Origin of the sequence: Alteromonas sp. MB-3u-76 (genome assembly GCF_002831605.1) — a bacterium.
Taxonomy (GTDB): Bacteria; Pseudomonadota; Gammaproteobacteria; order Enterobacterales; family Alteromonadaceae; genus Alteromonas; species Alteromonas hispanica.
Map to the genome: position 1 here is coordinate 1,410,282 of NZ_CP025115.1, position 25,705 is coordinate 1,435,986.

A 25,705-nucleotide genomic window follows, 5' to 3' on the forward strand; every position below is an offset into this window, starting at 1 on the left:
TTTGTTCGCTTATGGCGCACATTAACTTTTGCTCAACGTTGCTATTTTATCGCTTCTCTAATGATGGTTGCCTGGTTGTATCACGACATAGAAAGCACGATATTTGAACTTCTTATGTTTGGCCTTGTACTTTCAGCTTTAGTAAAAGAGATATGGCCTCGTTTTATGAGATTATGACATGCACCAGATTATCTGTTACCGAGCTATCTGTTTGTATTTACCACAGACTTCATTCGCTATGTTTGGACATTTGCCCTACCTACGAGGTGATAGCGTGTCAGTTGGTTGATTCAGGCACTCATCAATTAAAAAAAGCGCAGCATCAGGGCGATGAGCATGCCCGTGATAATAAGCTGAACTAGGCAAAAACCCATAATATCTTTTGCTTTTAAGCCAGCGATGGCCAGAACAGGAAGGGCCCAGAAAGGCTGTATTAGGTTTGTCCACGCATCTCCCCAAGCCACCGCCATGGCTACTCTCGATATATCTGCACCCAATTCGGCTGCGGCAGGCAGCACAACTGGGGCCTGTACAGCCCATTGTCCACCTCCTGAGGGCACAAACATATTAACAATACCTGCGCTAATAAAGCTCAGCACGGGCAACGATTCCACAGAAGCGAAACTGATTAACCACTGAGACATGCTTTCGGCAAGACCGGATTGAACCATAACTGCCATGATCCCTGCGTAAAATGGGAATTGAATAATGATACCACTTCCGCCCTTTACGGCTTGCTGTAAGCTGAGCAGCAACCGGCGGGGGGAGCCGTGCAGTACAATTGCTAAAAACAAAAAAATGGCGTTTACGATATTAAGGTTTAGCCCACCGCCATGGGCAAAATAATTAATGAGATACACTAACCCCATGACGCCAATCAAAGTGCCTAATATTTTGCTGTTCTCGAGTTTATCTGCGGGTCTTTCTGTGTCTTGCTCATCCGGCTGGGCATCGATGAGTTTTTCGGGGCTCACAAAAACGCTGTCTGTGCGGGTGGGCAGCATTAGTCGGTTTATTAAGGGAACAACGATAAATAAGATACCAACGAGAGCAAGATTAAACACACTAAAAATAGTGTTACTTGTATCTATAACGCCTATTTGCGCCTCACTGAAGTGTCCATTTGTAGCAATGGTTAGAGGAATTGAACCGGCCAGGCCACCGTGCCATACAATAAAGCCGGAGTAGGCGCTTGCAACCAGCAGGCGGTAATCTACTTGAGTTTTGCGAGCGATGGCTTTAGCGAATAGCGCGCCAATCACTAAACCAAAACCCCAGTTAATCCAACTCGCCGTTAATGAAACCAAGGTGACCAAAATAATTGCCTTACCCGGTGTATTGCCCAAGTGAGCAAGCTTTTCTAACAACCTTCGAATAACGGGCGTCGATGCCAGCATATATCCGGTAATCAGGACTAATAGCATCTGCATGGAAAATGTAAGTAGACCCCAAAGCCCGTTGCCCCATTGTTCTATCACGGTGATAGGAGACTGCTGCTCAATAAACACCGCGGCAGCAAAGACAATAGCAGTGAGAATAAGTACGAATACGAACGGATCGGGTAAATAACGTTCTACTAGTTTAACCAGTGGTTTTGCAGCTCTATTTAACATTGTTATGAGTATATTTTCGTTAATAGGTAATACGAGCATATCGTATCTTTACCCATTTCCCTACACACTCGAAGGAATGAATAAATAGTGAACATAAAAAAGCCCGCTTTTACAGCGGGCCTATTTGTTCTACGCATTTGTTCTATGTATCTGTAAATGTATTTATTAATACATGGTGAAATACGCTTTTAACCGTATATCGATTTAGAAGCTTGCGTTTCCTGGCGTGCGCGGGAATGGGATCACGTCGCGAACGTTTTGCATACCTGTCACATAAGCTACCAAACGCTCGAAGCCTAAACCGAAACCAGAGTGGGGAACTGTACCGTAACGGCGAAGATCGCGATACCACGCGTAGTCTTCTTTTGAAAGTTCCATTTCCTCAAGGCGTGCATCAAATACGTCTAAACGCTCTTCACGCTGCGAACCACCGATGATTTCGCCAATACCCGGCGCAAGGACGTCCATTGCTGCCACGGTTTTACCATCATCATTTATACGCATGTAAAAAGCCTTGATGTCTTTCGGGTAGTTTTGCATGATGATCGGTGCGCCAACATGCTCTTCGGCCAGGTAACGCTCGTGCTCAGATGAAAGGTCGATACCCCATTCAACTGGGAACTCAAAATCTTTACCGCAATTTTTGAGTATTTCGATTGCATCGGTGTAATCCATACGAACAAAGTCTGAACTTACCAGCTTTTCTAAACGCTCAATAGCATCTTTCTTGATGCGCTGAGCAAAGAACGCCATATCATCGGGTAATTCTTCAAGAACTGCCTTACAAACGTACTTCAACATATCTTCGGCAAGCTGCGCTACATCGCTAAGCTCGGCAAATGCTACTTCTGGCTCAATCATCCAAAATTCAGCCAGGTGGCGAGATGTGTTTGAGTTCTCTGCGCGGAATGTAGGGCCAAAGGTATATACTTTTGACATTGCGGTACAGTAAGTTTCAACGTTTAACTGACCCGATACCGTGAGATAGGTCTCTTTACCGAAAAAGTCTTCGGAATAATCGACATTGCCTTTGTCATCACGAGGTAAGTTCATCATATCAAGAGTAGATACGCGGAACATTTCACCTGCGCCCTCTGTATCGCTGGCTGTTAATATTGGTGTTGATATCCAGTAGTAACCTTTCTCGTGGAAGAAGCGATGGATAGCTTGAGACAGACAGTTACGAACCCGTGTTACCGCACCAATCACGTTAGTACGCGGGCGAAGGTGCGCATACTCACGAAGATATTCAATACTGTGGCGTTTTGCTGCCATTGGATAGGTGTCTGGGTTCTCTACTAATCCAACAACTTCAACGTCTGTCGCTTCAATCTCTAGCGCTTGGCCTTGGCCTTGAGATTCCTTCACCGTGCCAGTTACTGCGAGTGAGCAACCTGCCGTTAAACGCTGAATATCAGCGTAATTTGACAGAGAATTTAGCGCAATAACCTGAACTGGATCGAAGCAGCTGCCATCGTGCAACGCTATAAATGATAATCCAGCTTTAGAATCTCGGCGTGTTCTTACCCAACCTTTAACGGTTACCGATTCGCCAACGGCGTACTTACCTTTAAGTACGTCAACTACGGGCGCGTGCGTCATGTTAGTTTCTCCGTCTTACTGTTTTTCTGCTGTTGTGTACTATGGTTAATTACACTCAACGCAGTGTGCAAAATGCACGAAAAAATGTCTTTTGGTCAATGTTTTGGATTTTTTGCCGATACAACAACATAAGTAAAAATGTGGCGTTTCAAACACACAGTAGCCTTTCAAATAGCGCATAACGTCGGCTAGGGTGGTAAACGGTGAGATGATAGCCACTATCCAATAGCACGCTAGTATACTCAACCATAAGCTGGATGCCAGAGAACAGAGTGACAAATGGGAAATAAAAGTGTTTCTCTACCCTTGAATAAGTATGAAAAACGGAAAACAGGCGAAAAGCAGGCAATGTATCAAGATGATCGCAGGAAAATTTCACCAGCGGATACCACTTTTTATAAAGTGATGGTTACCTTGAATATCTTGGCGTGGCTTGGTTTAGTCGCAGTACTTATCTTGTTTCATTACGCGCGACCAGACTTCATTAGTGGCGTGCAAAAGTATTGGGGAGTAGAGGGGGTAACAACCTGGTCTCAGGACTATATTGATGCCATGATAATCCTTTTAAGAGTATGCCTTGGCCTGAGTTTAGTGAGCTTGATAATGAAAGCCAAAAGAAGCCGCCGACAAAACGACAGCTTCGGAGTTAATCTTATTGTGCTTACCATTATAGTGGCTGTGAGTTTATTCACGTTAGCCACTACGGTGGGCTAATCATTGCCTTTTGAATCTATTAAAAATAGAGGCCGCTCGCTAGATAAAGGCCATTCGCTAGATAAAGGCTACTTTTATCAGCCAATAGGTATAGGCGATATATGCCAACAGAAAAGCACCGCCCTCAAGCCTATTCAAACGTCCTTGGCCTTTTATTCCTATGCAGAAAATAAACAACGCTACCGTAGAGGCTAACATAACAACCACGTCGCGATAGATAAAATCGGCACTAACTGTCATAGGCTGAATAGTCCCTGCAATACCAACTACTGCAAGCGTGTTGAACATGTTGGAACCAATCACGTTTCCTATGGCTAAATCGTGCTCGCCTTTTTTAACTGCAATAAGGGAAGACGCTAATTCAGGTAATGACGTTCCAATAGCAATAACCGTAAGACCAATAATGGTGTCGCTTACACCGAAGAATGTGGCGACTTCTACCGCACCCCAAACAAGCATGCGAGAGCTAGCAACTAGCAGCAATAGCCCAGCTATGAGCCAGATAACGTGAGTTTTTACCGTGCCTTCTGTTGAGTTGATTTCATCACTGTATTCATCGGCTAGGGCATCTTTGTCGCCTTTCATTCCGTGGTAAATACTCCATGAAATGAGAAGTACGAATAAACCCAGTAGTGAAAATGCGTCATCTTTTGACACTTGCTGATCGAGAACCTGCCACGCGGCGAAAAAGGTAATGCCAAGTAGTACAGGCAGTTCTTTTTTGATGATTTCAGACTTCACCGCAATAGGGCTTATCACTGCAGTTAGACCTAATATTAGCATGACGTTTGCGATATTAGAGCCATAGGCGTTGCCTAGGGCAATACCAGAGTTACCTTGAATTGCAGCAAAGATTGAAACAATTATCTCTGGGGCTGAAGTACCAAAGCCAATAATAAGCATCCCTATAAGCAAGGGCGATACGCCAAAATGATTCGCTACTGATGCGGCGCCACCAACAAATTTTCCAGCACTCCACAATAATACGGGTAAACCAATAGCAATAGCCAAGCTGGCCAGTAACATACTTACTCCTTAAAACGACATCGTTGAGATGCGTTCTGTCCACGTTATGTCAAAAACATCATTTATGTAGTAAGTATCGCAAATACTGCAATTTTTTGTAATACGATTAATGGAATATGCGATAAAAAGGCAAAAATACGGAGGTAAAGTGGCTTTTTACTTCACTGAAGTGCCCGATAAAGGCAATTTTCGTCTAAGTTTTGTTTACGCAAGAAACCCTCTTTTGATTGTCACTGTTCCCTGTTAGCATATTTTTGTCACCAAGGTAGACTCTAAGGCTCATCTGCTTCGGTCTATTTGCGTTAGGAATTCGCTGTTAGTGACGTACTTGAGTAATCGTTACTTTTTTATTTAGCTTCTTTAGCTTTGATACCAATTGAGATAACTCTTCAACTGAACCGGTATAGTCAATTTGCTTATTCATTTTTTGGCCTTTAACCGCCGAGTTGAATAAAGCGTCACTTTCAAAGCAGGCGGTTTGGCCGTTTAGTGCATCCCATTCTTTCTGAAGATCGCTAGGAATGGCGTGGCGCTTCGCATTCAACTTGTCTTTTATTTGCAACACCTTCCCGATTAGTAATTGTGCATCACTTGGCATAAATAGCTCTCCTAAATCTATAAAAATTAAGTAAATCAATGTGTTTAATAAGTTTGGTTCGTTAGAAACCTAAACAAAGATTACTCGCTTACTATTAGATAAAGCATCTACAATGCCAATATGACACGAGCTCAATGTTCAGAGGACAAAACCTAACGACGCTTGGGTACGAAGGTACAAATTATATTTGCAGTAAGAAAATCATTTATAAGAGTAAGAGGTGCGTTTGCGTTTAACCTTTTTCACCTGGCAATAACAGAAGTGGGGCGTCCAAATGAGTAAATTAAGTAAAATGGCGGTAACCAGGCTAAATATAACCGAGGCGGGTGTGAGAGGAATTGAGGGCCGAAAGTTATCGACGACTTTTTTCAGGGTTGAAAACTGTGATGGGCTAGACATGTACATCAATTTTTCAAAATAGTGACCATATTCTAGCGTACGCATGCCGTGCTCTATAGATTCAATCATAGAAAAGCGCTTTGCTTTTTGTGAAGCGCTATCGCGAACTAAGGCTTCGTCGTTTTGTTTCAGGCTATCGAGCATAGCTTCAACCGATGAAAAGCCGTGTTGTTTAGCTAATTCTGACGAAGAGGTAACTTCATCTCTTATGGCATCGTAATAACCGTTGAGATACTGCCTATAATGGTCGGCAAGAATAGGTACCTGCAGCGTGATAATAAATAAAACCGCAAAAACAACTTTATCTAGAACCCGCGTTATCATCTACCTACCTCACCATTTTTCTATTCAACAATTGCCAATGCAACGCTTAGCCACCCAAACTAATGTACTTTTTGCACTTATTAGGTGCAAAGAATACACAGCTTCGAACACCCTCAATGATCACTTCAAAAAGCTGTGGATCGCATGAGTTAAGCGGCTTAACTGCTCAGCGCTTATGATGTAAGGAGGCATAATGTATACCAGTTTACCAAAAGGCCTTATCCACACCCCTTGCTTTACAAAGTGACGCTGAATTTCTGCTACATTCACCGGCTGTACTGTCTCAACTACCCCAATAGCGCCGAGAACTCGAACGTCTGCGACGCTCGGTAAGTCTGCACATTTTGCTAACTCACTGTGTAATTGTTGCTCTATGGCGGGAACCTGACGCTGCCAATGATTTTCATTGATCAACGATAAGCTAGCGTTAGCAACTGCACAGGCCAGCGGGTTACCCATATACGTTGGACCGTGCATAAATACGCCAGGGGAACCCTGGCAAACGCCAAGCGCAACATCTTCAGTACAGAGCGTTGCAGCCATGGTTAAATACCCGCCGGTTAATGCTTTGCCTAGGCACAAGATGTCGGGCGTAATGCCCGCATGTTCGCAGGCGAATAATTTTCCTGTTCTACCAAACCCCGTGGCAATCTCGTCACATATAAGCAGTACGTCGTAGGTATCGCACAACTGACGACAGCGCTTTAAATATTCGGGGTGGTACATTCGCATGCCACCAGCGCCTTGTACGATAGGCTCTAAAATAAGTGCAGCCATCTGGTGGTGATTTTTTTCGAACAATTCTTCAAGTACGAGAATGTCTTCTTCGCTAAAAGTTTGTCCGTAACGAGTTTGGGGGGCTGGCGCAAAAATCTGCTTACTCAATACACTTTCAAACAAACTGTGCATGCCATTAACAGGGTCACACACACTCATTGCCGCAAAAGTATCTCCATGGTAGCCGTTTCGTGGCGCTACAATTCGAGATTTTTCAGGTCGCCCTTGGCATGCCCAGTACTGAATAGACATTTTTATAGCGACTTCTACCGATACAGACCCGGAATCGGCCAGAAAAACACGCTCTAGTCCAGCTGGAACCATTTGTAGCAAAGACTTGCACACATCTATTGCGGGCTGGTGGGTTATGCCTCCAAACATGACATGAGAAAACGCATCTACCTGATCGTGAGCCGCTTTATTGAGTTCGGGATGATTGTAGCCGTGGATCGCTGCCCACCAACTGGACATGCCGTCAACAAGCACTTCTCCGGTGGCTAATGTAAGTTCTGCGCCACTTGCGCCTGTCACTTCGTAGCAAGGCAATGGATTCACCGCAGAAGTGTACGGATGCCAAATATGCTGTTTATCAAAATCTATATTGTTCAAAATTTAACCGTTAGTAAATATTTTGGAATGGTCAGAGTTGACAACTTTGTAATGACGCATAGACTAAGCCAGCATTCTAATTTAGTAAAGAACAAGTAAAGGACATTCAATGACCGCGGCTTCAGCGCAAAATGCGTCAACGACAACGATTCGTAACGATTGGACTAAAGACGAAGTTAAAGCTTTGTTCGACATGCCATTTAACGATTTACTCTTCCAAGCACAGGTAGTGCATAGACAGCATTTTAATCCTAACGAAGTGCAGGTAAGTACGTTATTGTCGATAAAAACAGGGGCCTGCCCGGAAGATTGTAAATACTGCCCGCAAAGCGCGCGTTACGACACCGGTCTTGAAAAAGAGCGTTTGTTAGAAATTGAAAAGGTGATAGAGCGCGCCAAAGAAGCAAAACAGGTTGGCTCTACTCGTTTCTGCATGGGAGCAGCATGGCGTAACCCACGCGACCGTGATATGCCCTACATTGTAAGCATGATTGAAGAGGTCAAAAAACTGGGTCTTGAGACGTGTATGACCTTAGGTATGCTCACCCGCGACCAGGCAGTCGCATTAAAGCAGGCTGGCTTAGACTATTATAATCACAACCTTGATACGTCACCGGAATATTACGGCGATATCATCACCACTCGCACCTATGAAGACCGTTTAAATACCCTGGAAAACGTTAGGGAAGCCGGCATGAATGTATGTTCAGGCGGCATTGTGGGTATGGGCGAAACGGCGGCAGACCGCGCAAGTATGCTTGTTCAGCTAGCTAACTTGCCAGAGCAGCCGCAAAGCGTGCCCATTAATATGCTGGTAAAGGTAAAGGGGACGCCGCTAGATAGCGTTGACGACCTTGACTACTTCGAGTTTATTCGCACAATTGCCGTTGCTCGTATCATGATGCCAAAATCTCACGTTCGCCTTTCTGCAGGACGTGAGGCGATGAATGAGCAAATGCAGGCTTTGTGCTTTATGGCGGGCGCTAACTCTATTTTCTATGGCTGTAAGCTGCTAACCACTTCAAACCCGGATACTCACGAAGATGTGATGTTATTTAAAAAACTTGGTATTAACACTGAAAGAACTCGCGACTTTTCCGATGAGGCTCATCAGCAAGTGCTTGAAGAAGAAATAGCTCAGCAAAACGAGCCAGAGAGCAGCGAACTCTTTTACGACGCGAGTAAGCCAAAAGCAAACCAAAAATCGCAGCGAACTGCGGAAGCGTAGTGGCCTTTACTTGGTTAGATGAAGCGTTAAGTCAGCGGGCCCAAGCAGGCCTGCTGCGCGAACGTGTTTGCCAACAATACGAAAAAGACAACATTATTTGCATTAATGGCGAACACTATCTCAATTTTTCGAGCAATGATTACCTGGGTATGCGCCAGCACGAAGGACTGCTTCAAAGCTGGGTAGAAGGGTTGGCGCAATTTGGCGGTGGTAGCGGCGCATCACCTTTAGTTACCGGCCACTGTCAGGCGCATCTCGCCCTAGAGGCCACTCTTGCCGATGGTCTCAATCGCGAAGCTGCGTTGTTGTTTAGTTCAGGGTTTGCTGCTAATCAGGCGGTATGTATGGCGCTATTTGGGTCTGCAGCGCCAAATAAAACCTCTGGCCAACCTGCCTGTATTTTTGCTGATAAACTTATGCATGCCTCTTTTTTAGAAGGAGCGATGTCTCTAGGCGATAGTGTGTCGCTGAGAAGGTTTAGGCACAACAGTGTTGAGCACCTCGACAGTTTGTTAAAGAGACAAAACGCGTCTGAGCAAGATATTCTCGTGGCCAGCGAGGGAGTGTTCAGCATGGATGGCGATACTGCGCCCGCCGCTGAAATTGCTGACATAGCCCAAAGGCATAATGCGTGGTTTATGCTAGACGACGCCCATGGTATGGGGGTGATGGGCGAAAACGGCTTTGGCACGGTTGAAGCCCTTAAGCTGTCTCAGCAGCAGGCACCTATTGTGATGGGCACGTTCGGAAAGGCCATAGGCACAGGCGGTGCGTTTATCGCCGGTAGTCAAACCTTGATAGATTTTCTGGTAAACTTTTCAAAACACTACGTTTACTCCACCGCAATGCCTCCTGCACAAGCGGTGGCCACACTATACTCACTTACTCACATTGGTAGCGACCATGCTCGCCGAGAGAGTCTTAGCGCCAATATCGAACACTTTAGAGATAGGTTTGCTCAACAATTTGGCGAATATAATAAGCCGTCGCCTGAAAGTGGCAGTGCTAATGATGTTAATTTAACGGACAGTCTCTCTCTTGTGTCTTCTCAAAGTGCAATTCAACCTATTATAGTAGGTTGTCCAAAGAAAGCGGTTAAGCTTAGTGAAGAGTTGAAAAAGCGAGGCATTTGGGTGAGCGCCATTCGCCAGCCTACAGTTCCGAAAAACCAAGATAGACTGCGGGTAACATTAACGGCAACGCATACAGCACAAGACATAGAGGTTTTGATAGACGCTTTAGCGCTAAGCGCAGAGGCGATATCGTGAAAATATCTTCATATAGCCCAGTTGGTGCAGTCAGCACAGCGTTTTCAACAAATTCGTCGAGCGCGGCAAGTAGGCCCGCGCCAAGAATTGCATCTGCGAAAAGCACTGTATCTGCGCAAAGCACTACATCTGCACAAGGCAGGATAGGTATAGAGATAGAAGAGTCTGCTGTAGCCCAGCGATTTTCTAAAGCCGCTTCTAAATACAACAAACTAGCTTCAATTCAACATACTATTGCGCAGCAAGGCTTGAATAATTTACCTAGGGAATTAAGCGGTAACGCCCTCGATATAGGCTGTGGTACGGGAATGCACACACAAACATTATCGACACGGGGGCTAAATGCTGTAGGCGTAGATATCGCTGATGGAATGCTAGAGCAAGCAAGAAATACTTTTCCCCAGCTTGTGTTTAAAAACGGCAGCGCTCAGGCTTTACCTATTAGCGATTGCAGTATTGATATTGCCTATTCATCCATGGCATTACAGTGGGTGAACGACCCTGAAAAAGTGGGGCGTGAGCTTTACAGAGTGCTTAAACCTGGCGGCATTGCCGAGCTCGCTATAATGGTAAGTGGCTCATTCCACGAGCTTAAACTTGCGCGGAAAATTGCCCAGCTTCCACAAGCCAATACGCCAATGCCTTCTGCTCTCCAATGGAAGCAAGCATTTCAGCTCTCAAAGCTGTCGGTAAAGCGCTTAATAACGCGAGATTATACAGACAGTCATAAAGACATTATGTCGTTACTGCGCTCTGTAAAAGGGGTTGGAGCAGGCGAGACGGGCAGGCAACAGCCCCCGTTAAATCGCCAAGACATTAAAAAGTTATCTATCGCATATCAAAATACACATGGCGTAAACGAGGTGCTGCCTCTTACTTACCGGGTGTGTCATTTTAGATTGGAAAAACAATAATGAAGCAATATTTTGTAACTGGTACAGATACTGAAGTAGGTAAAACCTACGTAACCTGTCAACTTCTTACAGCCGCCACTCGCCTTAATAAAAAAGCACTTGGTTACAAGCCGGTGAGCGCGGGATGCGACCTAATTAATCACGAATGGGTGAACGAAGACGCCGCTAACATTCAAAAAGCCAACAGCATACAACTGCCAATAAGCGAAATAAATCCTATTGCGCTAAAGCCGCCGATAGCCCCTCACATTGCTGCAAGTGAAGAGAATGTTGTACTGAGTGATGATAAAATTATGCAAGGTTTGGCACACTTGCAGTCTTATCAGCCAGATCTACTTTTAATGGAAGGCGCCGGAGGCTGGCGACTGCCGTTAAACATTCCTTCGAGAGGAACAGCGTTAGCAGCAACGCAAAGTCGGTTTATGTCTGATGTCGTCAGCGCAATAGGCATGGAGGTAATTCTTGTAGTTGGCATGCGATTGGGGTGTTTGAATCATGCGCTTCTGACCGCAGAGGCTATCAGGCTAGACGGGTTGACCATTGCTGGGTGGATAGCTAATGATATAACTGGGAACATGAGCCGCTACAACGACAACTTAGCTTCACTAAAAGCACTGCTACCAGAGCAATTACTCGCTGAAATTCCCTTTCAGCAAGCACCCAAAGACGAAGCTTTAAACTTCGCTTTGGAGCAACTCTGTTAAATCCGTATTGGGCGCAATGCGTTTTTTATCGTGTGCTGAAAAAATAAACCCGTCTTTGTCACCGACAAGCGTAAGCTTGTTATCAGTGAGCTTGAGTGCTGTACCCTCGCGAATGGCAACGACAGGAACGTCAGGGTTCAGTGATGTAAATTCTATCAAACGCTGGTCGCGAGTCTCGCCATTGTGCCCTTCAGGTATGAAATCTGTGTAGTGAGGATTTAGCTGAAAAGGAACAATGTTTAGCGCTTCAAAACTGGGTGGTTCAATAATCGGCATGTCGTTTGTTGTTCGTATGGATTGCCCGCAAATATTAGACCCAGCGCTCCAGCCAATATAGGGCGTAGCATCAGCGATAGCGTGCTTCATTGGCACCATAAGCGCACCGGCATAAAGAGTTGAAAGCAAGTGGAAGGTGTTACCACCGCCAACGACAATACTTTGGCCGTTTGCTTTTGCATTATTGATTGCGGCTACAGGGTCTTCCATTGTGTGCAGACCGGTAACATTGCAGTCAGGGAGGGCCTCGGCAACTTTATTCACGTATTCGTCGTAGGTTCCGGTAACGGCTGCATACGGAACGAATAGAAGGTCGCGTATATCTCCCAAGTGTGCCAAAATATGAGGTCTTGCATGTTCAAGGTATGCCTCGTCACCTTGACGAGAGCTACTCAGCATCAGTGCATGTGCGGTCATACTAACTCCATAAAATCATAGATATATAATATTACGCTAAATAAAAGGTAAAGTTTAGTATGGCACTGCTTCTATTCACATAGCCTTCAAATTTTGAGCTCTAGCGCATAAGCGCTATTGCGTGTAAAAGGAACATGAATGAAACAATCTACATCGGTCTTATTCGTATGCTTAGGCAACATCTGCCGGTCACCAACTGCGGAAGCCGTGTTCAAGCAAAAAGCCGAAGATGCAGGGCTAGATCTCTTTATCGATTCTGCAGGCACTCATGGCTATCACATAGGCAATCCACCTGATAAGCGCTCACAGGCTGCAGGTGTAGAGCGCGGATACAGTTTCAAAGGCTTAAAATGTCGACGTGTTGACGAAAGTGACTTTGAAAAGTTCGATTACATATTAGCGATGGATGAAAGCAACCTGGCTAACTTACACGGTATGTGCCCTTCTCAATATCACGATAAGGTTTCTTTGTTTCTCGACTTTTCTGATGAAGAAGAAAAGGAGGTGCCAGATCCATACTACGGTGGAAAACGTGGTTTCGAACTAGTGCTCGATCTTATTGAATCAGCCTCTGACGGTTTAATTGCTCATATTAAAAACACGTCAAATAAACCATCGTAAGTACAGGGTTGAAGAACGTTGATAAAAGGTAAAACGGCAGTTGTTACTGCAGCCACAGTGTTTATCTGCGCGCTCTTTGGCGTTCTCTCTGCTGTGGTATTTACCGACACACCTTATGAATTAAAGCTTCATATTTTATATCAACTTCAACTGCCGCTGGCGCTAACTGCCACGTTAGTTGGTGCCGCATTATCGGTAAGCGGAGCAACACTACAAGTTGTGCTTCGTAACCCTTTGGCAGACCCTGGTATAGTGGGCATTACCAGCGGTGCTAGCTTGGTCGCTGCGGTGTTATTGCTTGCAACCCCTCAGTGGGCGGAAAATTATCTTCATTACATTCTCCCTGTAGGGTGTTTTATTGGTGCGTTAGCCACTACCTTCATCATTTATAAATTGGCAAGAAGGCTGTTAGGTTCTTCTACAGCGGTTATTCTTTCTGGCATTGCAATATCTACGTTAAGTGGTGCTGCCATCGCCTGGCTGTATTTGTTTAGTGATGCGAATTCCCTTAGAAACCTCACGTTTTGGTTAATGGGAAGTTTATATCAAACTACATGGCCAATTTTGGTAGTTGGCGCGCCGCTCGTTATAGCCGCATTAGCCTTTCAGTTTTCAAACGCGAGCAAATACAATCGTTTGTATGCAGGTGACGTCGCCGCGACAAGCAGTGGCGTAGATGTTCATAAACTAACGGAGCGTAGCTTAGTGGCTTGTGCCGTAGCTGTGGGGGCTGCTGTGTCAATGGCTGGCTCTATCGCGTTTGTTGGGTTGTTAGTGCCGCACATTTTACGCCTACTCATTGGTCACAATAACAGGCTTTTATTACCACTTTGCGCCCTAGTTGGGGCGAGCTTATTGCTGCTAGTCGCGTTGTGTTCCGAGCTCACGCGCGCAATAACGCTGCCGGTATCTATGATCACGGCCACTCTTGGCGGACCACTGCTCATATGGGCGTTGCTTAAAGGCCAGCTTAGATGAACGCAGTGATACAAGTTTCTGATTTAGAGATAGAAAAGCGTTTAAACTGGGTATCTGTGAATGCCCAAAAAGGCGACTGTATTCACGTTATTGGTCCAAATGGTGCAGGTAAAAGCACCCTTATGACAGCGATTGCGGGGCTCGTTTCACCTGATAATGGACGCATAACTTTCAAGGGAAAACCTTTAGAGTACTGGTCTTTAGCCGAGCTAGCATCAATGAGAACGGTACTCGCCCAACAGTTAGAATTGAGCTTTGCTCTTTCCGTTTCAGAATATTTGTCTTTTTATAGTATCAGCGAAAACTTAATCATTCCAAGCATGCTCGAAACGGCTCTTGAAATAGCCACTTTTCTAAATAAGCCAATCACACAGTTATCAGGAGGAGAGCGGCAGCGGGTAGAGATATGTCGCGCGCTACTGCAGATATGGCCTCAGCTTTTGAAAGGAGAGGGGATAGCCATTCTCGACGAGCCCCTACAGGGATTAGATATTCGTCATCAATACGCAGTGGCAACATTAGTGCAAACGCTCTGTTCAAAGGGAAATACGGTTATCATGAGTTCGCATGATATTGGGCTAAGCGTTAACTATTGTAGCCAGCTATGGTTAATGCAACAGGGCAATATAGTCGCTAGCGGAAGCCCCTCTAAGGTGGCGACCCAATTTAATTTAGAAAAAGTTTTCGAGTGTCACTTTTCGGTAAATCAGAAAAATAACTTTCTAGAAATTCAAGTTTGCGCGCCTATCACCTTAGAATAAGTGTGGTAAAATAAAGAAATATTTTTTCAGACGTTTGTAATGCTAACTTTACGTCGACTTATTTTTCAGGAGAATAACCTTGAGTGATTGGAAAGTAGATAGCTGGAGGCAGAAGCCTATTTTGCAGCAGCCCGAGTATGAAGACAGCGCGCTATTGAGCAATGTTGAGCAGACCTTAAGTACTTATCCTCCGTTAGTATTTGCCGCTGAGGCCAGAGAGTTGCGTCGTCAGCTAGGTGAAGTGAGTTTAGGCAAAGGATTTTTATTGCAAGGCGGTGACTGCGCCGAGTCTTTTGACGAGTTTAACGCACCTAAAATTCGCGATACGTTTAAAGTGCTGTTACAAATGGCCATTGTGTTGACGTTTGCCGGTCGCTGCCCGGTAACAAAGGTGGCACGTATGGCTGGCCAGTATGCCAAGCCTCGCTCATCAAATTTTGAAACGCGAAACGGTGTGACACTACCAAGCTATCGCGGCGATATCATTAATAATTTTGAGTTCACTGAAGAGGCTCGCCGTCCCGATCCAAATCGTTTGCTTGAGGCTTATCACCGCAGCGCTTCTACTCTTAACTTATTACGCGCATTTGCACAGGGTGGTTTGGCAGATCTTCACGAGGTCAATCGTTGGAATATGGCTTTTGTCGAAAACAGCCCTCTTAAAGAACGCTACACCGACATGGCTACACGAATTCAAGACTCGTTAGAGTTTATGGACGTTATTGGTATTAATGCGAACTCAAGTTCTACATTGCACGAGACGTCGTTGTTTACGTCTCATGAAGCACTATTGTTAAACTATGAGCAGGCACTGACCCGCACCGATACATTAACGGGTAAACCTTACGATTGTTCTGCCCACATGGTGTGGATTGGAGAGCGCACTCGCCAACTCGATCACGCTCATATTGAGTTTTTCCGCGGGATCCACAACCCTATTGGGGTAAAAGTGGGGCCGAGCATGGAAGAAGACGAACTCATTCGCCTAATTGACAAATTAAACCCGCTCAACGACCCAGGTCGTTTAACGCTTATCACCCGAATGGGGGCTGATAATCTTGCTGAAAACCTACCGCGTTTATTGAAGCGAGTGAAAGATGAAGGCCGTCACGTGGTATGGAGCTCGGATCCTATGCATGGCAATACTTTCTCTGCATCTTCTGGCTACAAAACCCGGAATTTCGATGCAATATTGCGAGAAATTAAGCAGTTTTTCCAAGCCCATGAATCTGAGGGAACCCACGCAGGTGGTATTCATTTAGAGATGACGGGTCAGCATGTGACTGAATGCACCGGCGGAGCCTATCAGATTAGTGATGAAGATTTGGCGCAGGCGTACAAAACCCAATGCGATCCAAGATTAAATGCAGACCAAGTGTTAGAAATGGCGTTTTTAGTCGCCGACCACTTGCGAAACGCTTAGGTTAAAAAATACTGCTCATTTTGAAAATGCGCTGTTGGAGAGCAATCTGACAGCGCTTTTTTGTTCCTACAAAGATAACGTAACAACCATAATTGGCGATTTTGAGATAGTCGCGCTGTTAGTATGCAGTTGTTAGCATTTAGTTGTTAGTATTCAGCTCTTCGTATAAGTTCGAAGTAAAAGGCCTTGCTATCCTTTTAAACCGCTTAAGATTTGCTGACGCTCATCCTCAGAGAGTACGCCTGTAAAAATTGTTTCTCGCCTAAGATTTGCCGTCCTTTCATCATCGCTAAGTAATAAAGATTTGAACAGCTCTGGGTTATCAAAAGTCTCCAAAATACTCTGCCACAGCATATAGCTGCCGTACCGCATAAGCTTATTTTTATAACGCTGCTCTAGGGTTTGGTGCACCTGACCTAGCAATTCAGGTTGATTTACGACTTTTTGCACGATAGCTTCATGAATTTTCAAGATTCGTGCGTTTACTTCGCTTCGTTTTTGTTTTCGAGGTCTTACTGACATTATCTGCTTTATTTGTGGTTGGTGATATGTAATGGCCGTTAGTGCAAGGGTCAATTGCCAAGGCTCAATCATCAATGAGCAGAGGTTCAACTACCGACTCAAGACCGTTGAGCTTTATCTCGTACATTAGCGCAAGTTGTTCACCTAACTTACCTGCTGGAAATCCCTGCTTGTTGAACCATACCAAGTACGGCTCTGGAAGGTGAAACAAGCGTCTTCCCGCATACTTTCCAAAAGGCATGGTTTGATTGATAGCGTCTTTAATATCAGCTGGGTCCATTTTACTTCTTCGCTAGTTTTCAAGTTTATCGCGTTGCTGATTTTGCCAAAGTGAGGCGTATTCACCCTGCTTAACAAGTAATGTCTCGTGGGTACCACGTTCAACTATTTGTCCATCATCAATCACCAAAATTTCATCGGCATCAACTATAGTAGATAAACGGTGGGCAATAACAAGACTTGTATGACCTTTTGCTGCGTCTCTAAGCGCAGATAAAATGGCTTTTTCCGATGCGCTATCAAGAGAGCTGGTCGCTTCATCAAATATCATAATAGAGGCGCCTTTCAATAGAGCTCGAGCAATAGCCACTCGCTGCTTTTCGCCACCAGATAGTTTGAGGCCTCGCTCTCCCACGGTGGTATTTAAACCTTCGGGTAATTTTTCAATAAATGCTTCAAGGTGAGCAAGTTTAATGACTTGTTCAATCTCCTCATCACAGGCATCCGGGTTTCCGTAGCGAATATTCTCACGTAACGCCGCGTTAAATAGCACTGTGTCTTGCGGAACAATTCCAATATGTGAGCGAAGGCTATCTTGTGTCAGTGTATTTATGGGCTGCCCGTCGATACAAATTTCACCTGAATTAGGTTCGTAAAACCGAAAAAGCAGTTTCATGATGGTAGATTTTCCCGCACCGCTTGGACCAACCACGGCTACCTTTTTTCCTGCAGGAACGCTAAAGCTTATGCCTTTTAAAATTTTGCGTTTTTCACCATAAGAAAAGTGAACATCGTTAAAGCTCACAGTAGGATTTGAGGTTTGCAATGTTTTTGCGTCAGCAGCGTCTTTTATAGCGGGAACCTGCTCGAGCAGATTAAATAGCTTATCGATATTGGCTAGGCTGCCGCGAATTTCTCTGTAAACAAACCCAAGGAAATTAAGAGGCATAAATATTTGCATAGTAAACGCGTTTATCAGAACAAAGTCACCAATGGTCATCTCTTCATTTAAAACCCCCAGCGCGGCATTAGCCATCATGGCAGTCATGGCGATGGCAATAATACTGGCTTGACCCGCGTTAAGCGTAAAAAGTGATAGGCGGTTCTTGCGCCTAGCAATTTCCCATGCGGCCAAATCTTCGTCGTAGCGGTTAGCTTCAAAGCGTTCATTGTTAAAATACTTAACTGTTTCAAAATTCAGTAAACTATCTACAGCACGAGAGTTAGTTGTTGAGTCTGCTTCATTCATTTGCTTCACAAACTGGGTTCGCCAATCTGTGGCTTTCATAGAGAAGCCCACATAAACAACGACGCTAATAACAATAATTAGCGCAAAAGAAATACCGAATTGAAATAACAGAAGACCAACCACCAAGCTTATTTCTAATAAGGTAGGTACAATGTTGAACACCATAAAACGCATTAAAAAGCTAATGCCGTTTGTGCCCCGCTCAATGTCTCTGGATAGCCCTCCAGTTCGGCGATTTAAATGAAAACCAAGATCCAAATTATGCAGGTGCTTGAAAACCTTAAGGCCGACACGGCGCATTGCTCGCTCGGTAACCCGACCAAATAAGGTATCGCGAATTTCTCCCAATAGTACATTTAGTAAACGTAGAACACCGTAGGCAACTATCAAGCTGATAGGCACTGCCACCGCAAGGGTTGAGAGATCCCCATTTAGACTGTCCACTGTGTATTTCAAAACGTATGGCAGCCCTATACTGGCGAGCTTAGCGGCTACCAGGCACAAAATAGCCAAAGCAACACGCTGTTTAAATTCAAAAAGATAGGGGATGAGTTGTGATAAAACTTGCCATTTTACTGGTTCGTCGTCGTTAATGGGTTGGCGATTTCTTCTCATTTTATACTGCAATAACTACCTGAATTAGGTTTGTAAGTAGGTGCATAGCACGCTTAAACAAGAGTGCTCGCGCTGGTTTGGTCATTTTTACGTATCTAGGATACGAAATGAAATAATACAAAGATTATATTGGTCTTATTTAACCTAATGAAAAGCATTACAATGCTAAAGTAGAACTTTGTGTAGGGTACACAAAATATAGCACTGTGAATACGCTGAAAATAAGGCCATAGCAATAGGAGTTAGTTTGTTAGAAGATAGTTTTGGAAGACAGTTTCATTATTTACGCTTATCGGTAACTGAAGCATGTAACTTCCGCTGTCAGTATTGCTTGCCTGATGGCTATGACGGCCCCACAAGCGAACACTTTATGACGCTAAAAGAAATAGATACCTTACTTCAGGCATTTGCTCGCTTGGGTACCTCTAAAGTCCGCCTCACGGGTGGCGAACCCACTCTACGACGAGATTTTATCGAAATTCTTAGGCTTACTGCCAATACCCCAGGAATTGAAAGAGTTGCAATGACCACGCATGGCGCTCGTATGGAAAAGTTCGCATCAACGTGGAAAGAAGCCGGACTGGACCAAGTTAATGTGAGCATAGACAGCCTAGATCCCAGGCAATTTGCTGCAATAACGGGGCAAGATAAATTGCGCTCAGTATTAAGAGGGTTAGACGCAGCCATCGAGGCTGATTTAGAGGTTAAAGTAAACTCAGTTCTACTTAATGACTTCTCGCAAAGCCGATTACAACGTTTTTTAAGCTGGCTGAAAGATACGCCTGTAACGCTTCGTTTTATAGAACTAATGGAAACTGGCGACCTTGCGCAATTTTTCAATAAGCAGCATCAAAGTGGGTCGCCGCTTAAAAAACAACTGGAAAATATGGGATGGCAGCCCCTGTTAAGAAGAAAAGATGCTGGGCCTGCACAAGAGTTTTTTCATCCTGACTATGCCGGTAGAATTGGGTTAATCATGCCTTACAGCAAAGACTTTTGTAAAACCTGTAATCGGCTGCGTGTTTCTGCTCCAGGTAAATTGCATCTGTGTCTTTTCAGTGAAAATGGTATTGATATGAGAGACTTGCTGTCTACAGGAAATGTAGAAGAGGTTATTCAGTTTTTACAGCACGCCTTAAGTCAAAAAGATGCTACCCACTATTTACACGAGGGCAAAACGGGAGCGACCAAACATTTAGCCATGTTAGGTGGTTAAATGACCAGAGCCGATTAAAAAATTATTTGGATCTGGATAAAAATAGGATATATTCGAAAAAAATAATAAGATCGACAGGAAGTATATGCAAATCAGGGATAGTGAGCGTCTTACCTACCATTACGTAACGGAAGCCGATGCTGATTTTCTTTGGGAACTTGACCAAGACGAAATGGTCATGAAGTTTATCAACGGCGGCAAAAAATCTTCCAGAGAAGACATCCAAAATATATTTGTTCCCCGCTTCCAAGCTTACTCCAATCCCGCATTAGGTTGGGGCCTTTGGCGTGTAGAAACCCTCGATAACAAAGAGAGCATCGGATGGATTTTGGTGCGTCCTTTTGGCTTTTTTACTAAAAGCCCAGAAAGCGATAATATTGAATTGGGTTGGCGTTTTAAACGCAGTAGCTGGGGAAAGGGCTATGCTACTGAGGCCGCCAATGCAGTCAAAGAGAGTCTCTACGAAATAGGCATGGATAAGTTTTCAGCCATTGCAAACCCTGAAAACCAAGCGTCTATCAACATTATGAAAAAATTGGGTATGCGGTTTAGCCACGAACTAGAATACAAAGATAGCGTTTTTCAAGAATTAGTTGTGGTTTATACAACCTGAATACATAGGTACAACACTCAAAAGCCCGCCGATTTAACATTGCCTGACTTCCAAGTGGAACTATTTTGGTTGGGCCTTATATTCACATTTGCTAGCTCAAACTCAAAACCCGAAAAATAAATCTATATAGTGCTGATTTCTAAAAATACGGTTACCCATTAGCGTTAGCGCTTTTTAGTCGCTAAATTCGTCAAAAGCGCGAAGTGCATCAGCCGCATACATAAATGACGGCCCGCCACCCATATAAATAGCCATACCACAAACTTCTTCAATTTCGTTTCTTGTTGCCCCCAGATGAACCAGCGCTTTCGCGTGAAAACCAATACATCCGTCGCAACGAGTGGCGATGCCAATGGAAAGTGCAATGAGCTCTTTAGTTTTTTTATCCAGAGCACCATCGGCGGTAGCCGCTTTCGCCATTTCAGAGAACCCTTTCATCACCTCAGGCATGCCTTTTTTTACTTCGGCCAAATAAGGGTTAAGATCCTCGGTAATTTGTTTATACGATTTAGGCATTGTTTTCTCCCAATGTTTGTACTTGAGCAAGTAGAAAAGGGTTCCAGCTCAACACTTTTGATAGTTGATACTAAGAGTATAGCGACTGCAGCCTACGTTATTTTGATTAGTATCAAAAATTATACGAAAAGCGCTGTAGAATGCGTCTTTGGTAGCATAGAAATAGAACGCATTATGGACTATGGTTTAAGGCAGTGGTCGGCCCGACATAAAACTATTTAGAGAGCGTGTGTTTGCTTAAAATGACGACCTTTCCCTCCTTTTTTCTACACGTGCTTTACGTATCGTTTTTGTTTTTTCTGTTGAGTGCAAAAGGCTATTCAGCTGCTTCAGACACGCTTACTAATGATTATTCTATCGATCAATTTACTGCCACCGACGGCTTCGTTTCCTCGGAAATCTATTCCATTATTCAAGATCAGCAGGGGTTTATTTGGTTTGGTACCGCTGAAAATGGTGTTATGCGTTACGATGGTAAGAACGTAAAGCTATACGAGGCTAGCAGCGACGCAGTAAAAGGCTTGTCCCATAACGATGCAGGAAACCTGATGCTGGATAAAAACGGCAATATTTGGGTTGGAACATGGGGAGGCGGTGTCAATAAGTACAGCCCTACTACCGGGAAATTTCAGCGTTTCCTTCATGATCCAGACAATGTTAACTCAATCTCATCAAATCGGGTTCAATCGTTGTTTCATGATAAAACCGGTGATATTTGGCTGGGCACCTACAACAAAGGGTTAAATCGTTATTTAGGCAATGTGAAATTTCAGCGGGTTCAGAGAGGGGAAGATAGCCAAGTCGGTTTATCTCATAATCGTATTTGGGACATAATCGACAACGACGAAAAGACCTTATGGGTAGCAACCAGCTATGGCTTAAATTTACTCAACAAAGACACCCTAACAGCAACATATTACTTTCCCGATAAGTCCAATAAAACTGCTACAGGCGCAAATGAAGTTCGTAGCTTGCTTTTGGCTAGTGATGGCCGTTTTTATGTAGCAACTCAAGAGGGCCCTTTTCTATTTTTACCTGAAAATGGTGTCTTCATTCCTCAATTGACAAAAAATGGCAAAACATTAGGCCAAGTTAATTCGATGATTGAAGATCACGAAGGTACTGTATGGTTTGTCACTACAAACGGGTTATTCAAGCGCTCGCAAAGCGATAACGAGGTGCAAAAAACAGACTTTGGATTTGATAATGGTCTTAGGATAATCTTTGAAGATCATACCCATACAAAGTGGATAACAAGCGAAGTACATGGCATTTTTAAGCTTTCACCACGCCGAAAAGTTAAGATAATTGATAGCGAGTTACTCGTAGCGCCTAATGGAATTGAACTAGACGAAAATGGCGATGTGCTGATAGTTAATGCCAAGGCTGAAGTGTATAAATGGAAAACTGATGAGCAGCGCCTGCATCGAGTGTCGAACTCGGTGTTCAGTTCTTTTGATGATTACGCAGAAAATGGGGTTATTGAACGGCCCATTATTCTACCAATCGAAAACAATATGTTTTGGGTTGCACAGGATGACTTTTTAGTAAAATTTGACGCAGTTACGAAAGATGTAACCCGAGTGGAGTATCCGAAAGACGATGCTGAATATCGTCATTTTAGAGAATTCAGGGCGTTAGCGTTAGATGACAACGACAACCTGTGGATTGGAACCTATAAAAATGGTGTTTACGTTTACAACAATGACAGCAATACCTTTAAGCACTTAACTCAGAAGGACGGATTGCCTCACCCTGAAATACTGGCCATTTTTAAAGATCGCGACGGAAATATGTGGGTGGGCACAGGGAAGGGCGTGAGTGTTTGGCGAGAAGACGAAAAACGATTCGACACGTTTAGCTCAACGGAAAAAAATAATAGCTTGTTAGGCAATATCGTTGAAGATATATACCAAAGCAGAAATGGTAATATTTGGGTTGCCACCCAAAAAGGACTCAACCTTTATCAGCCCGATACGCAAAGTTTCAAACGATTTAGTGAGCAACAAGGATTGCCTGCACCGCTTATTCGCGCTGTATCAGACGGCGAAAACGAGGGGCTATGGCTAACTACCAACAAAGGCATTTTTCTATACGACCCATATAAACAGCAAGCGCTAAATTACAATAGTAGCTCAAAGTTCGCGGGTCAGAATTACTACTCCAGTAGCCTGTTGAAATCTTCCCAAGGTACTTTTTTTACTAGTAGCCAACGAGGCATAGAGTACTTTAATTACGAGGAGTCAGACCAGCAGGAGCTCAATGCGAATATCGTTTTAACTGACTTTAACGTTATGGGGGAGCCTGCTAGTACCGATACCCCTCTGTCATATGTTAAAGATGTCTATCTTTCTCACGAAGACTATTTCTTTTCTTTTGAATTTGCCCTGCTTGATTTCTCTGCCGCAACTGTGCCGCACTTTGCTTATAAGCTTGAAGGCTATGATGAGCAATGGATAGACATTGGAAACTACAATAACGTGTCATTTACCAATTTAAATGGCGGTACGTATACGTTATTAGTGAGAGCATTAAAACAAAACGGTGAATGGAGTTCAGCACAATTAGCCATTAATGTGCACGTAGAGTCGAAACCATGGAAAACCTGGTGGGCGTATACCCTCTACGGTGTTTTACTCACTGCAACGGTAATGCTGATCATTTACCTACGCACACGGCTACATCAAACAGAGATTACCAAGCAAAAGCGCTTCGTACAGGTTTTAGAGCAACAAGTTTCTGAAAAAACGGCGTCTCTTGAGCAGCAGGCTCGCGAATTAAAAGTGGCTTTAAACAAGGCGGAGGAAGCAACTAAACTTAAATCAGAGTTTCTTGCCAATATGAGCCATGAAATTCGCACCCCATTAAATGGCGTGGTTGGTATGCTTAGCCTATTAAAAAACAGTGGTTTAAATGCCGAGCAGGCGCATCAAGCCAACATAGCCAACTCAAGTGCGAATTCGTTGCTCGTGCTCATTAACGATATTCTCGACTTTTCAAAAATAGAGGCCGACAAGCTTGATATCGAGTCAGTAGATTTTGATTTGCGAGCGCTAATTGAAGAGCTTGCGTACTCAATTGCACATACTGCCCAAGAGAAGGGATTGGAAGTTATCGTTGATGTTTCAAAAGTGCAAACGTCAAAAGTTAATTCAGCCCCCAACCGTATTAAGCAAATTCTTAATAACTTGTTAAGCAACGCAGTGAAGTTCACAGAGCAGGGTGAAATAAGCATTACTGCAGAACTTCTACCTCATAAAGATGCAAATTGTTATTTGATGCGATGCGTTGTGGAAGATACGGGAATTGGTATTGAGAAGCACAAGTTAGAACATCTTTTTGAATCGTTTACGCAGGTAGATGCGTCTACTACCCGTCGCTATGGTGGAACAGGCCTTGGCTTAACTATCACTAAAAAGTTATGTGAACTTCTAGGTGGTGACGTGAGGGTATCGAGTGATATCGGCAGCGGAAGCTGTTTTGAAGTAACTTGTGAAGTGAAAAAAGTAAACGAAGCTACTGACGTATTGCCAACCATAGAAAACGTTAATCATCACTGGCTTATTGTTGCCCCAAATTTATCAAGCCAACGAGCGCTGGAAAAGCAACTCAACTTATGGGGAGCTAAAACATCGCTTGCTAGCACAGCTAAAAGTGCGCTTTCTGTTTATGAAGAAAGCATTGTTGGCAAGAGTCCTATAACTATCATTTTGTTCGATAAAACCACGCCAGATATGGCCGCTGCGTCTTTTTGTCATGCCATAAGAACCTATAAAACACCAAACAATCCCCGAGTTGTTACCATGACTTTGTTAAAAGATTTGGACAGTGCGCAACAGGCTAAAGAGTTTGGTTTATATGCCAGCTTTCCTAAGCCTTTGTCAACCAACGCGCTTAGATTTGTGCTTGAGGACGAACCAAGCTCAAGTTCTCATCAGCACCACCATAATCAAAGCGATGAAGAGCGCCCCTCAGATACGGAAGACGAATATATAGGCAGCTCTGCAGAGATCAATAACAGCTCGACATATTTATTATCGAAAGGTGCCGTATCGAAAGGTGCAGTATCTGAGGGACACCACATATTGTTAGTTGAAGACAATGCAATAAATCAAATTGTCGCCACAAGTATTATCGAAGGTGCTGGTTTTATCGTTGATGTTGCAAACAATGGAAAAGAGGCGATTGAACTACTACAAGCCGCTGGGGAAGACTGCGTATATTCACTCATTGTTATGGACTGTCAGATGCCGGAAATGGACGGGTTTGAAGCGACGAGGCAAATCAGAAAAGGAACAGCAGGAGCGCAGTACCATCAAGTTCCCATTGTAGCCATGACGGCCAATGCGATGCAAAGCGATAAAGAAATGTGCATGAAAGCCGGAATGGATGACTTTCTTACCAAGCCCATAGAGCAAGAGAAAGTTATTGCTACGCTACGAAAATGGCTACAAACAGAAGTGTCAGATTAAGTCGATATTATTTCGCGCTATGCTGTTCGCG

Annotated in this window: 23 protein-coding genes; 12 read left to right on the forward strand and 11 right to left on the reverse strand. The window is 44.1% G+C overall.

Going from position 1 to position 25,705, the window contains the following annotated elements; all coding sequences use genetic code 11:
- Nucleotides 1-305: 305 nt before the first annotated feature.
- Both CW735_RS06335 and asnS read right to left on the reverse strand, forming a co-directional pair.
- Nucleotides 306-1,613, reverse strand: a complete 1,308-nt coding sequence (locus CW735_RS06335; RefSeq protein ID WP_100973190.1) for a short-chain fatty acid transporter — start codon at nt 1,611-1,613, stop codon at nt 306-308.
- 204 nt (nt 1,614-1,817) lie between these two features.
- Nucleotides 1,818-3,215 (reverse strand): asparagine--tRNA ligase, encoded by a 1,398-nt coding sequence (gene asnS, locus CW735_RS06340; RefSeq protein ID WP_100971329.1) that lies wholly within the window; start codon nt 3,213-3,215, stop codon nt 1,818-1,820.
- A 279-nt stretch (nt 3,216-3,494) separates the two neighbouring features.
- Here asnS and CW735_RS06345 point away from each other — a divergent pair, with 279 nt between their 5' ends.
- Entirely contained in the window at nt 3,495-3,929 is a 435-nt protein-coding gene (locus CW735_RS06345) for a hypothetical protein (RefSeq protein WP_232230600.1), read from the forward strand.
- Between the two features lie 57 nt (nt 3,930-3,986).
- Here the strand turns inward: CW735_RS06345 and CW735_RS06350 are convergent, their stop codons facing one another.
- From CW735_RS06350 to bioA, 4 genes are all read right to left on the reverse strand, one after another.
- Nucleotides 3,987-4,955 carry a calcium/sodium antiporter gene (locus tag CW735_RS06350; RefSeq protein WP_071979446.1) on the reverse strand — a complete coding sequence of 323 codons (969 nt, stop codon included), beginning with the start codon at nt 4,953-4,955 and terminating at the stop codon, nt 3,987-3,989.
- A gap of 316 nt (nt 4,956-5,271) precedes the next feature.
- Nucleotides 5,272-5,553: a hypothetical protein gene (locus CW735_RS06355; RefSeq protein WP_071979441.1), complete on the reverse strand. Its 282-nt coding sequence runs from the start codon at nt 5,551-5,553 to the stop codon at nt 5,272-5,274.
- A gap of 201 nt (nt 5,554-5,754) precedes the next feature.
- On the reverse strand, nt 5,755-6,276 hold the full coding sequence (locus tag CW735_RS06360; RefSeq protein ID WP_071979440.1) for a DUF2937 family protein: 522 nt from the start codon (nt 6,274-6,276) through the stop codon (nt 5,755-5,757).
- Between the two features lie 120 nt (nt 6,277-6,396).
- Nucleotides 6,397-7,662, reverse strand: coding sequence for an adenosylmethionine--8-amino-7-oxononanoate transaminase (gene bioA, locus CW735_RS06365; protein WP_100971331.1), 1,266 nt, complete (start codon nt 7,660-7,662; stop codon nt 6,397-6,399).
- A gap of 109 nt (nt 7,663-7,771) precedes the next feature.
- On the opposite strand from bioA, the gene bioB reads away from it, so the two are divergent.
- The 4 genes from bioB to bioD are packed head-to-tail and all read left to right on the forward strand — an operon-like array spanning nt 7,772 to nt 11,776.
- Entirely contained in the window at nt 7,772-8,890 is a 1,119-nt protein-coding gene (gene bioB / locus CW735_RS06370) for a biotin synthase BioB (protein WP_100971333.1), read from the forward strand.
- The gene (locus tag CW735_RS06375; protein ID WP_100971335.1) at nt 8,890-10,158 is read left to right on the forward strand and encodes an aminotransferase class I/II-fold pyridoxal phosphate-dependent enzyme; all 1,269 of its coding nucleotides are present in this window, start codon (nt 8,890-8,892) and stop codon (nt 10,156-10,158) included. Before bioB ends, CW735_RS06375 begins: the two co-directional genes overlap by 1 nt.
- A complete protein-coding gene (locus CW735_RS06380) occupies nt 10,155-11,072 on the forward strand; it encodes a methyltransferase domain-containing protein (protein WP_232368379.1) in 918 nt (305 codons plus the stop codon). The genes CW735_RS06375 and CW735_RS06380 overlap by 4 nt, the downstream gene beginning before the upstream one ends.
- Nucleotides 11,072-11,776 carry a dethiobiotin synthase gene (gene bioD / locus CW735_RS06385; RefSeq protein WP_100971339.1) on the forward strand — a complete coding sequence of 235 codons (705 nt, stop codon included), beginning with the start codon at nt 11,072-11,074 and terminating at the stop codon, nt 11,774-11,776. Before CW735_RS06380 ends, bioD begins: the two co-directional genes overlap by 1 nt.
- Here bioD and pepE read toward each other — a convergent pair.
- On the reverse strand, nt 11,747-12,469 hold the full coding sequence (gene pepE / locus CW735_RS06390) for a dipeptidase PepE (protein ID WP_071979434.1): 723 nt from the start codon (nt 12,467-12,469) through the stop codon (nt 11,747-11,749). The genes bioD and pepE overlap by 30 nt on opposite strands.
- 138 nt (nt 12,470-12,607) lie before the next feature.
- Here pepE and CW735_RS06395 point away from each other — a divergent pair, with 138 nt between their 5' ends.
- The 4 genes from CW735_RS06395 (at nt 12,608) to CW735_RS06410 (ending at nt 16,252) form a co-directional block, all read left to right on the forward strand.
- Entirely contained in the window at nt 12,608-13,090 is a 483-nt protein-coding gene (locus tag CW735_RS06395) for a low molecular weight protein-tyrosine-phosphatase (protein ID WP_100971341.1), read from the forward strand.
- Between the two features lie 57 nt (nt 13,091-13,147).
- Nucleotides 13,148-14,068, forward strand: a complete 921-nt coding sequence (locus CW735_RS06400; RefSeq protein WP_100973191.1) for a FecCD family ABC transporter permease — start codon at nt 13,148-13,150, stop codon at nt 14,066-14,068.
- Nucleotides 14,065-14,829: an ATP-binding cassette domain-containing protein gene (locus CW735_RS06405; RefSeq protein WP_100971343.1), complete on the forward strand. Its 765-nt coding sequence runs from the start codon at nt 14,065-14,067 to the stop codon at nt 14,827-14,829. Before CW735_RS06400 ends, CW735_RS06405 begins: the two co-directional genes overlap by 4 nt.
- A 79-nt stretch (nt 14,830-14,908) precedes the next feature.
- Nucleotides 14,909-16,252 carry a class II 3-deoxy-7-phosphoheptulonate synthase gene (locus CW735_RS06410; protein WP_071979431.1) on the forward strand — a complete coding sequence of 448 codons (1,344 nt, stop codon included), beginning with the start codon at nt 14,909-14,911 and terminating at the stop codon, nt 16,250-16,252.
- Nucleotides 16,253-16,441: 189 nt separating this feature from the next.
- Here CW735_RS06410 and CW735_RS06415 read toward each other — a convergent pair whose 3' ends face one another.
- The 3 genes from CW735_RS06415 to CW735_RS06425 form a co-directional block, all read right to left on the reverse strand.
- Nucleotides 16,442-16,702, reverse strand: a complete 261-nt coding sequence (locus CW735_RS06415) for a hypothetical protein (protein WP_232368380.1) — start codon at nt 16,700-16,702, stop codon at nt 16,442-16,444.
- Between the two features lie 136 nt (nt 16,703-16,838).
- On the reverse strand, nt 16,839-17,054 hold the full coding sequence (locus CW735_RS06420; RefSeq protein ID WP_071979429.1) for a DUF3820 family protein: 216 nt from the start codon (nt 17,052-17,054) through the stop codon (nt 16,839-16,841).
- A 12-nt stretch (nt 17,055-17,066) separates the two neighbouring features.
- A complete protein-coding gene (locus CW735_RS06425) occupies nt 17,067-18,857 on the reverse strand; it encodes an ABCB family ABC transporter ATP-binding protein/permease (protein WP_100971345.1) in 1,791 nt (596 codons plus the stop codon).
- A 247-nt stretch (nt 18,858-19,104) separates the two neighbouring features.
- On the opposite strand from CW735_RS06425, the gene moaA reads away from it, so the two are divergent.
- A complete protein-coding gene (gene moaA, locus CW735_RS06430) occupies nt 19,105-20,073 on the forward strand; it encodes a GTP 3',8-cyclase MoaA (protein ID WP_100971347.1) in 969 nt (322 codons plus the stop codon).
- A gap of 85 nt (nt 20,074-20,158) precedes the next feature.
- Nucleotides 20,159-20,686, forward strand: coding sequence for a GNAT family N-acetyltransferase (locus tag CW735_RS06435; RefSeq protein ID WP_100971349.1), 528 nt, complete (start codon nt 20,159-20,161; stop codon nt 20,684-20,686).
- A gap of 174 nt (nt 20,687-20,860) precedes the next feature.
- On the opposite strand, the gene CW735_RS06440 is transcribed toward CW735_RS06435, so the two are convergent.
- Entirely contained in the window at nt 20,861-21,202 is a 342-nt protein-coding gene (locus CW735_RS06440) for a carboxymuconolactone decarboxylase family protein (protein ID WP_071979425.1), read from the reverse strand.
- A 242-nt stretch (nt 21,203-21,444) separates the two neighbouring features.
- Here CW735_RS06440 and CW735_RS06450 point away from each other — a divergent pair, with 242 nt between their 5' ends.
- Nucleotides 21,445-25,674 carry a hybrid sensor histidine kinase/response regulator gene (locus CW735_RS06450; RefSeq protein WP_100971351.1) on the forward strand — a complete coding sequence of 1,410 codons (4,230 nt, stop codon included), beginning with the start codon at nt 21,445-21,447 and terminating at the stop codon, nt 25,672-25,674.
- Nucleotides 25,675-25,705 lie beyond the last annotated feature (31 nt).

Coding starts and splice junctions, on each gene's coding strand:
- CW735_RS06350 (WP_071979446.1), bottom strand. CDS start 4,955: ATGTTACTGGCCAGCTTGGCTATTGCTATTGGTTTACCCGTATTATTG.
- CW735_RS06440 (WP_071979425.1), bottom strand. CDS start 21,202: ATGCCTAAATCGTATAAACAAATTACCGAGGATCTTAACCCTTATTTG.
- CW735_RS06355 (WP_071979441.1), bottom strand. CDS start 5,553: ATGCCAAGTGATGCACAATTACTAATCGGGAAGGTGTTGCAAATAAAA.
- asnS (WP_100971329.1), bottom strand. CDS start 3,215: ATGACGCACGCGCCCGTAGTTGACGTACTTAAAGGTAAGTACGCCGTT.
- pepE (WP_071979434.1), bottom strand. CDS start 12,469: ATGACCGCACATGCACTGATGCTGAGTAGCTCTCGTCAAGGTGACGAG.
- bioD (WP_100971339.1), top strand. CDS start 11,072: ATGAAGCAATATTTTGTAACTGGTACAGATACTGAAGTAGGTAAAACC.
- CW735_RS06420 (WP_071979429.1), bottom strand. CDS start 17,054: ATGGACCCAGCTGATATTAAAGACGCTATCAATCAAACCATGCCTTTT.
- bioB (WP_100971333.1), top strand. CDS start 7,772: ATGACCGCGGCTTCAGCGCAAAATGCGTCAACGACAACGATTCGTAAC.
- CW735_RS06450 (WP_100971351.1), top strand. CDS start 21,445: ATGACGACCTTTCCCTCCTTTTTTCTACACGTGCTTTACGTATCGTTT.
- CW735_RS06395 (WP_100971341.1), top strand. CDS start 12,608: ATGAAACAATCTACATCGGTCTTATTCGTATGCTTAGGCAACATCTGC.
- CW735_RS06360 (WP_071979440.1), bottom strand. CDS start 6,276: ATGATAACGCGGGTTCTAGATAAAGTTGTTTTTGCGGTTTTATTTATT.
- CW735_RS06435 (WP_100971349.1), top strand. CDS start 20,159: ATGCAAATCAGGGATAGTGAGCGTCTTACCTACCATTACGTAACGGAA.
- CW735_RS06345 (WP_232230600.1), top strand. CDS start 3,495: ATGGGAAATAAAAGTGTTTCTCTACCCTTGAATAAGTATGAAAAACGG.
- CW735_RS06335 (WP_100973190.1), bottom strand. CDS start 1,613: ATGTTAAATAGAGCTGCAAAACCACTGGTTAAACTAGTAGAACGTTAT.
- CW735_RS06425 (WP_100971345.1), bottom strand. CDS start 18,857: ATGAGAAGAAATCGCCAACCCATTAACGACGACGAACCAGTAAAATGG.
- CW735_RS06405 (WP_100971343.1), top strand. CDS start 14,065: ATGAACGCAGTGATACAAGTTTCTGATTTAGAGATAGAAAAGCGTTTA.